14 protein-coding genes are annotated in these 12,781 nt (G+C 72.9%); 9 read left to right on the top strand and 5 right to left on the bottom strand.

The annotated features are described in order from the left end of the window. Positions 1-107 precede the first annotated feature (107 nt). The 9 genes from ABEB12_RS21555 (at position 108) to ABEB12_RS21515 (ending at position 8,554) form a co-directional block, all read left to right on the top strand. Entirely contained in the window at positions 108-1,292 is a 1,185-nt protein-coding gene (locus ABEB12_RS21555) for an MFS transporter (RefSeq protein WP_185060311.1), read from the top strand. Between the two features lie 287 nt (positions 1,293-1,579). Continuing rightward, entirely contained in the window at positions 1,580-1,768 is a 189-nt protein-coding gene (locus ABEB12_RS21550) for a hypothetical protein (protein WP_185060312.1), read from the top strand. A 15-nt stretch (positions 1,769-1,783) separates the two neighbouring features. Next, the gene (locus ABEB12_RS21545; RefSeq protein WP_185060313.1) at positions 1,784-3,115 is read left to right on the top strand and encodes a CNNM domain-containing protein; all 1,332 of its coding nucleotides are present in this window, start codon (positions 1,784-1,786) and stop codon (positions 3,113-3,115) included. Then, positions 3,112-4,119 carry a CNNM domain-containing protein gene (locus tag ABEB12_RS21540; RefSeq protein ID WP_185060314.1) on the top strand — a complete coding sequence of 336 codons (1,008 nt, stop codon included), beginning with the start codon at positions 3,112-3,114 and terminating at the stop codon, positions 4,117-4,119. Before ABEB12_RS21545 ends, ABEB12_RS21540 begins: the two co-directional genes overlap by 4 nt. Before the next feature lie 98 nt (positions 4,120-4,217). Next, positions 4,218-4,718 (top strand): hypothetical protein, encoded by a 501-nt coding sequence (locus ABEB12_RS21535; protein WP_185060315.1) that lies wholly within the window; start codon positions 4,218-4,220, stop codon positions 4,716-4,718. After that, entirely contained in the window at positions 4,715-5,593 is an 879-nt protein-coding gene (locus tag ABEB12_RS21530) for a hypothetical protein (protein ID WP_185060316.1), read from the top strand. The genes ABEB12_RS21535 and ABEB12_RS21530 overlap by 4 nt, the downstream gene beginning before the upstream one ends. A gap of 45 nt (positions 5,594-5,638) precedes the next feature. Then, on the top strand, positions 5,639-6,418 hold the full coding sequence (locus ABEB12_RS21525) for an asparaginase (RefSeq protein ID WP_185060317.1): 780 nt from the start codon (positions 5,639-5,641) through the stop codon (positions 6,416-6,418). A 10-nt stretch (positions 6,419-6,428) separates the two neighbouring features. Continuing rightward, entirely contained in the window at positions 6,429-7,127 is a 699-nt protein-coding gene (locus tag ABEB12_RS21520) for a winged helix-turn-helix domain-containing protein (protein ID WP_185060318.1), read from the top strand. After that, a complete protein-coding gene (locus ABEB12_RS21515) occupies positions 7,124-8,554 on the top strand; it encodes an ATP-binding protein (RefSeq protein WP_185060319.1) in 1,431 nt (476 codons plus the stop codon). The genes ABEB12_RS21520 and ABEB12_RS21515 overlap by 4 nt, the downstream gene beginning before the upstream one ends. Before the next feature lie 606 nt (positions 8,555-9,160). Here the strand turns inward: ABEB12_RS21515 and ABEB12_RS21510 are convergent. The 5 genes from ABEB12_RS21510 to ABEB12_RS21490 all read right to left on the bottom strand — a co-directional run bounded on the left by ABEB12_RS21510 (position 9,161) and on the right by ABEB12_RS21490 (position 12,778). Further along, a complete protein-coding gene (locus tag ABEB12_RS21510) occupies positions 9,161-10,372 on the bottom strand; it encodes a beta-propeller fold lactonase family protein (RefSeq protein ID WP_185060320.1) in 1,212 nt (403 codons plus the stop codon). Between the two features lie 59 nt (positions 10,373-10,431). After that, positions 10,432-10,890, bottom strand: coding sequence for a Rieske 2Fe-2S domain-containing protein (locus ABEB12_RS21505; RefSeq protein WP_221497649.1), 459 nt, complete (start codon positions 10,888-10,890; stop codon positions 10,432-10,434). Between the two features lie 49 nt (positions 10,891-10,939). Further along, entirely contained in the window at positions 10,940-11,548 is a 609-nt protein-coding gene (locus tag ABEB12_RS21500; RefSeq protein ID WP_185061290.1) for a vitamin K epoxide reductase family protein, read from the bottom strand. Positions 11,549-11,619: 71 nt separating this feature from the next. Next, positions 11,620-12,279: a thioredoxin domain-containing protein gene (locus ABEB12_RS21495; RefSeq protein ID WP_185060321.1), complete on the bottom strand. Its 660-nt coding sequence runs from the start codon at positions 12,277-12,279 to the stop codon at positions 11,620-11,622. 94 nt (positions 12,280-12,373) lie between these two features. Next, complete coding sequence (locus ABEB12_RS21490) at positions 12,374-12,778, bottom strand: hypothetical protein (protein WP_185060322.1); 405 nt, start codon at positions 12,776-12,778, stop codon at positions 12,374-12,376. Between the last annotated feature and the right edge of the window lie 3 nt (positions 12,779-12,781).

The following is a 12,781-nucleotide window of genomic DNA, read 5'->3' as shown; positions in this document are numbered from 1 at the left end:
GACTAGTTTGGTAGTTGCCCAACTTTCCGACCAGATTACCAAGATCGGAAGTCGGCCCGACACCGACGTCGAACCGAACTCGTCGTGATCGTCCGAGAGGCTGCCCGTTGTCCGCACGTACCTACCTGCTCGCCGCCGGCACCTTCGCGGTGGGCACCAGCGCCTACGTGGTTTCCGGGGTGCTGCCCGCAGTGAGCGCCGACCTGCGAGTGACGCTGTCCGCCGCCGGTCAGCTTGCCACCGCGTTCGCCCTCAGCTACGCGATCGGCGCGCCGCTGCTGGCCACGCTGACCGGCCGCTGGGAGCGGCGCACGCTGCTGGTCGCCGCGCTGCTCACCGCCGGCGTCGGCAACGCGATCGCCGCCGTCGCGCCCAACTACCCGCTGCTCATCGTCGGCCGGGTGGTGGCCGCGCTCGGCGCGGCCGCGTACACCCCGGCGGCCACCCTGTTCGCCACCGGCATGCTGCCGCCGGCGGCCCGGGGCCGGGCGGTGGCGGTGGTGTTCGGCGGGTTGACCGTCGCGCTGGTGATCGGCGTGCCGATCGGCAGCCTGCTCGGCACGAGCCTCGGCTATCGCGGGGTGTTCGCGCTGGTCTCGGCGGTCTGCCTGGCGGTGGCGGCCGGCGTGGCGCTGCTGCTGCCCAAGATGGAACCCTCCGCCCCGGTGCCGCTGCGCGAGCGGTTCGCGGCGGCCGCCGACCGGCGGGTGTTGCTGGTGCTGGGCGTGACCGTGTTCGGCGTGCTCGCCGCGCTCACCGTGTACACCTACGCGGCGCCGTTCCTCACCGCCACCGGTGACATGCACGGCGCGACGATCGGGCTGGTGCTGCTGGCCTACGGCCTCGGCGGGGTGGTCGGGAACATCCTCGGTGGCCGGGCCAACGACCGGTTCGGGCCGATGCGCACGCTGATCGGCGCGTGTATCGGGGTGGCCGCCGGCGCGGCGCTGCTCCCGTTCGGTGCCACCTCGGTGGTCGGGGCGTCGCTGGCGCTGTTCGCATGGGCGGGCTTCGGCTGGGCGTTCAACCCGCCGGTGCAGGCGTTGCTGCTGGAGTTGGGACCGGAGGGCGGCCTGCTGCTGTCGCTGAACGCCTCGGCGATCTACTTCGGCGCCGGGCTGTCCGGCATCGTCGGCGGGCTGGTGATCAGCGTGGCCGGGGTCGGGGCACTGCCGGTGATCTCGGTGGCGCTGAGCCTGGTGGTCATCGTGCTGGTCCTGCTGCTGCGCCGGGCGGTGGCCCGGAGTGAGCCGGCGCCGGCGATCCCGGTCACGGTCGGCCGTAGCGACTGACCTTTCGTCAGCCAATCGTCAGCTTCTGACGGCCCGGCGTCCCGTGATCTCCCCTTAACCTCCCCGGATGCTCACCGATCGGGAGGATTGGGCGCCGGGGGAGCGCGCGCGGGCCGCGCTTCTCGGCGCCCTGCTGTGCGCGGCCGTGCTGTACCCGCTGCGCCAGCACCCGCGGCTTCAACCAGGTCCGGCACCAGCTGTCCCGGCCGGCCAAGGGGTCCGGGGGCGAGTCGTTCGCGCGGGAGCTGGCGGCCCGGCTCGCCGTGCACCCCGAGTACCGCGACCTGGTGCGGGTGGAGCTTGTCCTCGGCGAGTTCGACCTGGACAACTGCATGCTCAGCGGCGAGGTGCGGGGGCGGGAGACCGTGCTCGCCGAGGCCGAGGCACCGGCGGCCGAGAAGCCGGTGCTGGTATATCTGGATAGGACGCCAACCAACCCCGGGAGACAGCCGAACCTCGATGGACGACCCCGCTAGACCGGTGTGGTTGCCGTGAGCACGGCCGTCGACGTTTTGCTCGGTGTGCTGGCGGTGTTCGCCATCACGGTGTTGACCGGCTACTTCGTCGCGCAGGAGTTCGCGTACACGGCCGTGGACCGGTCCCGGCTGCGGGCCAGGGCGGGCGAGGGCGACACCGGTGCCCGGCGCGCGCTGGGGGTGACCCGGCGGACCAGCTTCATGCTCTCCGGTGCGCAGCTGGGCATCACGGTCACCGGCCTGGTGGTCGGCTACGTGGCCGAGCCGTTGATCGGGGTGGGCATCGGTGCGCTGCTCGGCGGGGTCGGCGTGCCGGGGGGCGTCGGGGTGGCGGTGGGTCCGGTGCTGGCGCTGCTGTTCGCCACCGTGGTGCAGATGGTGTTCGGCGAGCTGTTCCCGAAGAACCTGGCCATCGCCCGCCCGGAGCCGGTGGCCATCCGGCTGGCCGGCTCCACCGACTGGTACCTGCGGCTGTTCGGCTGGCTGGTCCGGGTCTTCGACGCGGCGTCCAACCTGCTGCTGCGCGCGGTCCGGATCAACCCGGTGCACGACGTCGAGCAGGTGGCCACCGCGCGCGACCTCGAGGCGATCATCGACCGGTCCCGCGAGGTCGGCGAGCTGCCCGCCGGGCTGTCCACCGTGCTGGACCGGGTGCTGGACTTCACCGAGCACACCGCCCGCGCCGCGATGATCCCGCGCCCCCGGGTCGCCACCGCCGGCGCCGACGAGCCGGTGCGCGCGCTGATCGCGCGGATGGGGTCCGGGCACTCGCGCTACCCGGTGGTCGGTGCCGGGGTGGACGACGTGGTCGGCGTGGTGTGCCTGCGGGACGTGCTGGCCCTGCCGGCGGACGGGCTGGACCGGCCACTGCGCGAGGTGGCGCGCACCCCGGTACTGGTGCCCGGGTCGCTGCCGCTGCCCGAGGTGCTGCGGCGGCTGCGCGAGGCCGACGACGAGTTCGCCTGCGTGGTGGACGAGTACGGCGGGCTGGCCGGGGTGATCACCGTGGAGGACATCGCGGAGGAGCTGGTCGGGGAGATCACCGACGAGCACGACCCGCCGGACGCGTGGGAACGCCGGGTGACCGGCCATACCGGCTGGTCGGTGGACGGGTCGATGCACGTGGACGAGGTCTCCCGGCTGATCGACCGCGACCTGCCGCCCGGCGACTACCAGACCATCGGCGGCCTGGTGACGGCCGAGCTGGGCCGGCTGCCCGCGCCGGGGGACGCGGTCACCATCGTGCTGGCCGGTGAGCGGCCTCGCGGCCTGGTGGCCCGGGTGTGCACGGTGCAGCGGCGGGTGCCGGGCACCGTGGAGCTGCACTGGGCGGTGGCGCCCCGATGAGCGGCGCGCTCGCCCTGGCCGTGGCCGCCACGCTGATCGTGCTCAGCGCGTTCTTCGTCGCGGTGGAGTTCGCGCTGGTCACCGCGCGCCGGCACCGGTTGGAGGACGCGGCGGCGAACAGCGCCGCGGCCCGGGCCGCGCTGCGCGCCTCGCGCGAGCTGTCCCTGGTGCTTGCCGGTTCGCAGCTGGGCATCACCCTATGCACGCTGGGCCTCGGAGCGGTGGCCAAGCCGGCGGTGCACGACCTGCTGACCCCGCTGCTCGCCTCCTGGGGCCTGCCGGAGGCCACCGCCGACGTGGCCGCCTTCGTGCTGGCGCTGGCCGTGGTGACCCTGCTGCACCTGGTGGTCGGCGAGATGGCGCCCAAGTCGTGGGCGATCGCCCACCCGGAGCGCGCCGCGATCTGGCTGGCGCTGCCCATGGGGGCGTTCATGCGCGCCACGCGACCGCTCCTGACCTTGATGAACGACCTGGCCAACCGGTGCCTGCGCCTGGTGGGCGTCGCCCCGGTCGAGGAGATGGCCGCCGGACACAACCCGGCCACGCTGCGGGAGCTGGTGGACCACTCGGCGGCGGCCGGCGCGCTGGACACCGAGCGCCGGGACCGCATGGTCGCCGCGATGGACCTGGAGCAGGCCACGCTGGCCAGCGTGACCCGCCCGCTCGCCTCGGTGAGCGGGGTTCGCGCCACCGACCCGGTCGCCGTGGTCCGGGACGTCGCCCGGGACACCGGTCACCTGCGCCTGGTGGTGTGGCCGGCGGACAGGTCCGGGGATCCGGTGGGCATGGTGCACGTGCGGGATACGCTCACCGCCGACCCGGCGACCACCGCGGGTGACGTGATGCGCCCGCTGCTCACCCTGGCCGCCGGTACTCCGGTCTACGCCGCGCTGGCCACGCTGCGCGCCCGGCACAGCCAGTTCGCCATGGTCCGGGACGGCGCCGAGCCGCTGGGCCTGGTCACCATGCAGGACCTGCTGGACCGGTTGCTCCCGGTGGGCTGACGAACCTGACGTTTCGGTGACGTTCTTTCGCCCGGCAGTACCATTGCCCGCCCTCCCGTGGTTAGAGCCGGTTAGTGAACCTTGAGGGAGGCGCGCGAATGACCGGGCACGGATGGTCCGCCGGTGAGCGGGTTTGGTCACGGGTGGCGACGGCGGCGGTGGTCGGTGCGGCGCTGTATCCACTGCGCCAGTGGCTGCGCCCCGAGGACCGGCGCCGGGACGGTTTCCCGCTGTCCTACTACCCGATGTTCAGTGCGCGGCGCGGCAAGTACGGCTACGTGACGTACGTGGAGGCGGAGCGCGGTGACGGTTCCCGCTACACGGTGCCGCTGAGCGTGCTCGGCTCCGGCGGGGCCAACCAGATCCGCCGGCAGATCTTCCGGGTGGCGGTGCGGCAGGGGCGCCCCGAGGACTACGCGCGGCTGGCGGCGGAACAGGTGGCCCGGCATCCCAAGCACACCGACGTGGTGCGGGTGCGGGTGGTGCGCGGCAAGTTCGACCTGGATGCCTGCCTGCTGCAGCGCGAGGTGAGCGGCGAGATCCGCCTGCTCGCCGAGGCCGAGGTGTCGAGGACCCAGGCGAAGGAGCCGGTGGCGTGAAGCGGGAGCAGTCGGCGCCGGCCCGGCGGCTCGGCCTGGTGCGTGCGGTTGTCGGCGGCTACACACTGGTCTACCTGCTGAAACAGCGCAAGAAGTTCCGCAGGCTGGGCCGGACCGACCCGTCGCTGTTCGCCCCGGTCGGGCCGGTGTGCGCGCTGCGCAAGCCGCTGCCCGCCCCGGTCGCCGACGCGCTGCTGGACGCCACCGTGGCCAGCTCCGCGCTGTTCACCCTGGGCACCGGGCACCGGCTGGTCGGCCCGCTGCACTCGGCCCTGCTGACCTGGACGCTGTCCTACCGCAACTCCTGGTCGATGGTCTACCACAGCGAGAACACGCTGGTCCTGCACACCTTGCTGCTCGGGGCCAGCCGGGCGGCGGACGCCGTCTCGCTCGACGCGCTTGCCCGCCGCACGCCCGCCGGGCCCGCCCACCCGCGCTACGAGTGGCCGCTGCGCGCCATGCGGGCCGCCTCCGCCGCCACCTACCTGCTGGCCGGCGTGGCCAAGGTGGCCGGCCCGAGCGGCTGGTCCTGGGTGGACGGCGCCGGCATGCGCCGCCAGGTGGCCATCGACCGGGTGCGCAAGGACGTGTTCGGCTCCGCGCGCGGGTCCACCGCCGCCTACCAGCTCTACCGGCACCAGCACCTGTTCACCGCGTTCGCCGTCGGCTCGCTGGCGCTGGAGATGGGTGCGCCGCTCGGCCTGGTGCACCCCAAGGCCGGCCGGCTGTGGGCGGTCGCCACCTTCGGCATGCACTGGGGCATCCGGGTGATCATGGGCATCCGGTTCCGCTACCAGCTGTCCGGGGCCTCGTTCGCGCCCTGGCTGGAGCTGGAGAAGCTGGCGGGCCTCGCGAAGTGGCTGGGAAGGCGCTGACAAACAGCTCCGGTCCGTCGTCGCGATGGTGGTAAGGCTGTTTCCGTGGACAAATCCGTGGTGGTGGCCGAGGTGATCCGGAACGGTTACCCGGAGAGCCACCACACCGGCTCGGTGGTGGTGACCGCGCCCGACGGCACGGTCGAATGGTCGGTCGGCGAGGTTGCCCGGCCGATGTTCCCCCGGTCGGTGAACAAACCGATGCAGGCGCTCGGCATGCTCCGCGCCGGCCTGCGGCTGGACGGCGAGCTGCTCGCGCTGGCCGCCGGGTCGCACGCCGGCGAACCGATCCACGTGGCCGGCGTGCGGCGGATGCTGGCCAGCGTGGGGCTGCCGGAGAAGGCACTGCGCAACCCGCGCGCGTACCCGTACGACGGCAAGGCCCGCAACGACTGGGTGCGCGAGGGCAACCGCCGGGCCAGGGTCACCATGACCTGTTCCGGCAAGCACGCCGCCATGCTGATGACCTGCGTGGCCAACGGGTGGCCGACGGTCGGCTACCTGGACCCGGATCACCCGGTGCAGCTGGCCATCCGCGAGACGGTGGAGGAGTACGCCGGCGAGCGGGTGGCCTCGGTCGCGGTGGACGGCTGCGGCGCGCCGTTGCTGGCGATCAGCCTGGCCGGGCTGTCCCGGGCGTTCGGGCGGCTGGCGAAGATCAATGACGGGGCGGCCCGGGCCCGCCCGGTGGTGCTCGCGGCCACCCTGCAGCGCCTCGGCCTGGACGGCCCGGAGATCCGCAACCAGCGGGAGCGGCCCATCCGGGGCGGCCGGCGTCCGGTCGGGGTGATCCGGCCGGGGCCGGCGCTGGCTGTGGTTGACTGACCGGCGGCCCATGGAAACCAGAATCCTGCTCATCGAGGACGACTCCCGGATCAGGGAGGCACTGGCCCTCGCGCTGGCCGACGAGGGCTTCACGATCATCCCCGCCGCGTCCGGCGAGGCCGGCCTGGCCCGGCTGGAGTCCGACAATGTGCAGGTCGTGCTGCTGGACCTGATGCTGCCGGGCATCGACGGGCTGACCGTGTGCCGCCGGCTGCGCGCCGGCGGGGACCTGCCGATCATCGTGATCACCGCCCGCTCGGACACCGCCGACGTGATCGACGGCCTGGAGGCTGGCGCGGACGACTACGTGACCAAGCCGCTGGTGGCCAGCGAGCTGGCGGCCCGGATCCGGGCGCTGCTGCGCCGGCACCGCTCGTACCGCCCGCGCGAGGCGGCGGAGTCGGAGGCGCGGCTGTCGGTCGGTGACGTGGAGATCTTCCCGGAGCGCGGGCTGGTCCGGCGGGCGGGCAGCGACGTGCACCTGACCCGCACCGAGTTCCGGCTGCTGCTGGAACTGGTGAACGCGGCCGGCCGGATCGTCACCCGGGAGGAGCTGCTGCACCGGATCTGGGGCTACGACTACTTCGGCGACACCCGGCTGCTGGACGTGCACATCCGGCGGCTGCGCCGGAAGATCGAGGCGAACCCGGACGCCCCCAAGCTGGTGACTACGGTGCGCGGGGTGGGGTACCAGGCGCAGCGGTCATGACCGCCTTCCTGCCCGGGCGTTCCCGCCGGCGCGCTGGGCCGGGCGCCCGGTTCGGCGCCCGGCGGAAACACAGCCGGCTGCCGTTGCGCTGGCGGGTGGCGGTGGCGTTCGCGCTGACCTCGCTGCTGGTCACCGGGCTCCTCGCGCTGATCACCTGGAACCTGGCCTCCAACTTCATGCTGGACCAGGAGCGGCGCAGCGCGACGGGGCAGGCGACCACCAACGTCCAGCTGGTGCGCAGCTACCTGCGGCGCACCGCCGCGGACAACCCGGTCGAGGCGCTGAGCCGGCTGGACCTGGACCGGGACGCCACGCTGTTCCTGCGCACCGGCGGGCGGTGGGTGCAGCGCGGCCGGCCCATCGACATCGCCGCACTCTCCGACCGGGTGCTCGCCGATGCCGGCGTGGACACCCCGCCCCGGCGCAGCGTGATCGGTGGGCTGCCGGTGCTCACCTTCGCGCTGCCCATCCCGGAGCAGGACGCGCTCTACGTGGAGCTGTCCTCACTGGGCGAGCTGGAGCAGGCCCTGGGCTTCCTGCGCACCGTGCTGATCGCCGGCACGGGGGCCAGCGTGCTGGTCGGGCTGGGGCTCGGCCGCTGGGCCGCCCGCCAGGCGCTGCGCCCGCTGCGGGAGCTGAACGTCGCCGCCGGCCGGGTGGCCGGTGGTGACCTGCGCGCCCGCCTGCCCGAGGACGGCGACGCCGACCTCGCCCCGCTGGCCACCACGTTCAACCAGACCACCGAGGCGCTGGAACGGCGGGTGGCCAGCGACGCCCGGTTCGCCGGGGACGTGAGCCACGAACTGCGCTCCCCGCTGACCACCATGCTCAACGCGATCGCCGTGCTGGACCGGCGCAAGGCCGAGCTGTCCCCGGTGGCCGCGCAGGCGCTGCGGCTGCTCAGCGCCGACATCCAGCGGTTCCACCAGATGGTCATCGACCTGCTGGAGATCTCCCGGGAGCAGTCCACCACCGACGACCGCGAGCTGGAGCCGTGCGACCTGGCGGAGCTGGTCCGGCACGCGCTGGCCGGACGTCCCGAGGAAACCCCGCTCTCCGTGCCAGGGGGCAACCCGGTCGTGTTCGCCGACCGGCGCCGGCTGGACCGGGCGGTGGCGAACCTGCTGGACAACGCCGCGCAGCACGCCGGCGGCGCCGTCCGGGTGACCGTGCTGCGGCGCGGCGACCTGGCCCGGCTGGAAGTGGACGACGCCGGCCCGGGCATTCCCCCCGAGCTGCGCGAGCAGGTCTTCGAGCGGTTCACCAGGGGAAACCGCTCGGGCGACCGGGGCAACGGCACCGGAACCGGCTTGGGCCTCGCCCTGGTGGCCCAACACGTGCGCCGCCACCACGGCCAGGTGTGGTCGGAGGACCGGCCGGGCGGCGGCACCCGCTTCGTCATCGAACTACCCAGCGTGCCTGACTAGTTCGACCGCCACCGATCGCCGTATTGCGGGTTCTCACACTCCATGTCGCGGGTTCGGCCAGGCTATGTCGCGGGTTTTGGCTGCGACTCGCCGGTGCGGGACGGGTTGGTGTCGAAGGACGGCTCGGACGGCTGGGAGTGGCTGCCCTGCCGCGGTGTTGGATCCCGGCCGCCGGCTTCATGACGGAACGTGACACACGTTCGCCGGGTTCGGTTTGGCTGATTCATCGAACACGACACCAGCCTGGTCCGATCTTTGAGAAATCCAGACTGGTGTCACTCTCGATGGAACCTGCCCGCCGTCCCGGCCCTCCTAGTCCGCCCCCTGTGTAACACTCTGTGGTGGGTGCCCGCGCGCCGGCCGGGACCCGGACGCCTTCGCCGCCGCCATCGTGCGCGCCATCGAGGCGCGGCGGATGGCGCGGACGTTACCGGGTCGGCCCGCTGGCCCGGTCCCTCCCGGTGCCGCGTGCCGCGCTGCCGGACCCGCTGTTCGCCCGCACCTTCGGCCTGCCGGCGGCCCGTCGAGTGCACTGAACGTTGCGTATCTCCACGCAGAGCTAGAGTGCCGGCGGAGCGTGCAGAGCAGAGCGTGCAGAGCAGGGTGTCAGGCGGTGCCGGCGATGTTGACGATGGTGACGGTCCCGTCGTTCAGGTTGGTCACGTAGGCCTGGCGTCCGTCGGGGGCGACTGCGATGCTGGTCGGGCTCTTCCCGGTGGGAACCGAGGCGGTGATCTCCAGGGAGTCGATGTTGAGTACCTGGATGGCGTTGTCGTCCACGGTGGCCAGGTAGGCGTGTTTGCCGTCCGGGGCCAGGCTGATGTCCTGCGGGTGGCTGCCGGTGGGGATGGTCTTGATCACCTGGTTGGTGGTGGGATCCGTCGCCGTCACGGAGCTGCTGTCGTAGTTGACGTTGAGCACGAGCGGCCGGCTCGGGTGCGCGACGATGCTGTGCGGGCTGAGACCGACCGGGACCGTGGCCAGCACCTTGTTGCTGGCGGTGTCGATGACCGACACCAGGTTGGACTCGTGGTTGGCCGCGTACAGCCGGGTGCCGTCCTTGGAGATGTCCAGCCAGTGTGGGTTGGGGGCCACCGAGATGGTGGTCGCGACGGTGTTGGTGCTGGTGTCGATCACCGTGATCGACCCGGAGTCGTGGTTGGGCACGTACACCCACCGGCCGTCGGGAGTGACGTCCAGTGCGAACGGCCGCACCCCGGTGGGCACGGTGGCGATGAACTTGCCGGAGGCGACCTCGAGCACCCCGACGATGTTCGTCGTGCGGTCGTTGTTGAAGATGCTCACGTACGCCTTGCTGCCGTCCGGGGAGAAGGCGACGAACTGTGGCCCGCCCTGGGGTACCGGGATGGTGCCGGTCACCGTGTTGCGGGTGGTGTCGAACACGGTGATCGCCCCGGCGGCGCGGTTGGCGATGTAGGCGAACTTCCCGTTGGGTGCGATCTCCATGTAACCCGGCGTCGGGCCGATCGGCACCGTCGCGCCGACGGCGGGCTTGGACACGCTGGCCGCGACCGTTGATCCACGCTGGACCAGGGGAGCGCCGATCACGGCCGGTCCGGGTCCCGGCCCGGCCTGGGCCGCGTCCGGGTTCGGCGAAACGCTCGGGCCGACCAGCAGGGCGCCCACCGCGACCGCGATCGCCAGGCCGGTGACCACCAGCAGAACGATCGTGGCCCGGCGCACCGTTCCGGGCGCCAGGCGGGCGTGTTTGCCGTGTTTCTGCTCCGGCGGGGTGAGGAACTCGCTCTCGGACACGCCACCCCACGGCGTTCCGCCCTGCCGTTCGAAGTCACTCACCAGCGCCCACCCGCTCAGTCGTGTCGTCCCCCGGCTGGACCCGATTCGGGGTGTGAAGTTTACGTGAGAACTATCTTTCCGTCAGCAACTCGCACCGGCCGACTTGGCAGCGCCCTCGGGGCCGGCCCCCGCTCCACCGAGCCATCCAGGCGGTACCGACTGCCGTGGCACGGGCAGTTGATCGAGCCCGCGACCACCTCGGTGACGTTGCAGCCGGTGTGGGTGCAGACGCTGGAGAACCCCAGGAAGCGGCCCGGCTCCGGCTGGGTCACCACCACCTCGAGCGAGTCGAAGATCCGTCCCCCGCCGACGGGGACGTCCGCCGCCGCGCCCAGCACGGTGCCGGCGGACCCCGGGCCGCCACCCCCACCGGTATCGCCGCCGGTCGGCCGATCCGCACGCGGCGACTCGGCGCAGCCGCCCACTGCGGCCACGACCCCGGCCACGCCGAGCCCGCAACCGGCCAGCAGCAGCCGCCGGTTCGGCGCCCGGTGCGTGTCGTCTTCCTCGGCTACCAAAATGCCTCCCGTATCACGGTGTCACGGCGCCGGCCGGTGTCCGGCGAGACTAGAGCAGGGACATCCAGTACAGCCAGAACCGGTTCAGGATGAGGCCGAGGATCGCCAGGAACCAGACCAGCAGGATCACCGAGTGGAACTCGGCGAGGGCGGCCCCGACCTTGCTCCGGCTCCGGGTGAGGTTGTGCTGGGTGGTGTACCAGAAGATCGGGATGGTGACCGCCCACACGACCATGCAGTAGGGGCACAGCGCGCCGATCCGGTACAGGCTGGCGTAGATCAGCCAGTGCACGAACAGCACGCCGAAGGTGGCGCCCAGCTGCAGGCCCAGCCACATCCACCGGGGTGCCTCGAACCCGGCCAGGAGGACCACGCCGAGGGTCACCACCACCGCGAACGCGGCCACGCCGATGATCGGGTTGGGGAAGCCGAAGGCGGCGGCCTGCGGGCTGTCCATCACCGAGCCGCAGGAGACGATCGGGTTCAGGCTGCAGGACGGCACGTACCCGGGGTCGCGCAGCTTGGCGATCTTCTCCAGCAGCAGCGCGAAGGCCGCCACGAAGCCGATGCCGCCGCCGACCACGTACAGCCAGGCGAGTTTCCGGACGCCGGGCCGGGCCGGGTTCGGGGGCGCCTCGCCGGCGCTGCCGTCCCGCATGCGGCTAACTGGCCGCATGCTCGGCGAGTGCGTCTCGGTCTCGGCCTCGGTGTCGGGTCGGGTGTACACGGTCAGCCTCCGTCGGCGAGGGCGCCGTCGATGGCGGCCCGCAGGTCGTTGATGTCGTTGGGCCGCAGCTGGGTGCCGTTCACGAAGAAACTCGGGGTGCCGGTCACGCCGAGGGCCATGCCGTCGTCGCGGTCGGACCTGATCCGGGCCAGGGTGGCCGGGTCGGCGACGGCCCGGTCGTAGGCGGCCAGGTCGAGGCCGAGGTCGCGGGCGAAGTCGCGGAACAGCCCGGCCTTGGACTCGCGCTGCTCGCCCCAGGTGGTCTGGGTCTGGTACATCCGGCGGTACATCGCCTCGAGCTGTCCCTGGCGCGCGGCGGCCTCCACCGCGAGCGCCGCGTTCTCCGCGTTGGTGTGGCTCGGGATGGGGAAGTAGCGGAGCACGAAGGTCACCCGGCCCCGGTAGGCCTCGCGGAGCTCCTCGACCGCCGGGAACGCCGCCCGGCAGGCCTCGCACTCGAAGTCCAGGAACTCCACGAAGGTGACCCGGCCGTCCGGCGCGGTGGACAGCCGGTGGCTGTCCGGCCGGACCAGGGCCGACGGGTCGGCGGCTCCGGGCGGCGCCGGCTCGGGTGAGCTCGAGCCGGACAGGGTGACCGCGCCGACCACCGCGAGAACGGCGGCGACGGCGAGCCCGATGGTCAGGACGAGATTTCTGCTCATGAGTATCGGTTTCTCCCAGCTGGGGATCGGACGGGTCGGGACACGACGGAACCGCCGGGGGCCGGCACGGGCCACCCGGCGGGTCGGGTCCCGCTCAGGTCCGGGAGATACTCAGCGAGGTCAACAGGTCACGCCCGGCCGGTTCCGGCGGCGGGTGGGCGCGGACGTACACCGCCGCGCCGGTGGGCGCCCCGAGTAGCGGGGCGGCGCCGACGGCGCTCACCGCGCCCAACGGCCCGTCGGTCGGCGACCCGGTGGCGTCGGCCCGTTGCCGGACGCCGACCGTGGCCAGCTCGGAGAGGCAGCTCAGGCCGGGGCCGGGGCCGTGGGGACAGCTGGAGTCGGACGGCCGGGCGACCGGAACCGTCACGTCCGGGGACGGCGTCGCGCACGGCGCGGCGAAGGCGAGCGTCACCAGCGCGAGCAGCGCGACAACCGCCCAGCGAACCGCCCTACGGCGGTCGACCCCCATCAGCGTGGCGTCCACAGTGACCGCCACGCT

The sequence above is a fragment of the Actinospineispora eucalypti genome (genome assembly GCF_039543365.1).
GTDB classification, from domain to species: Bacteria; Actinomycetota; Actinomycetes; order Mycobacteriales; family Pseudonocardiaceae; genus Pseudonocardia; species Pseudonocardia eucalypti.
This window is presented reverse-complemented; position numbering and strand designations above follow the sequence as displayed.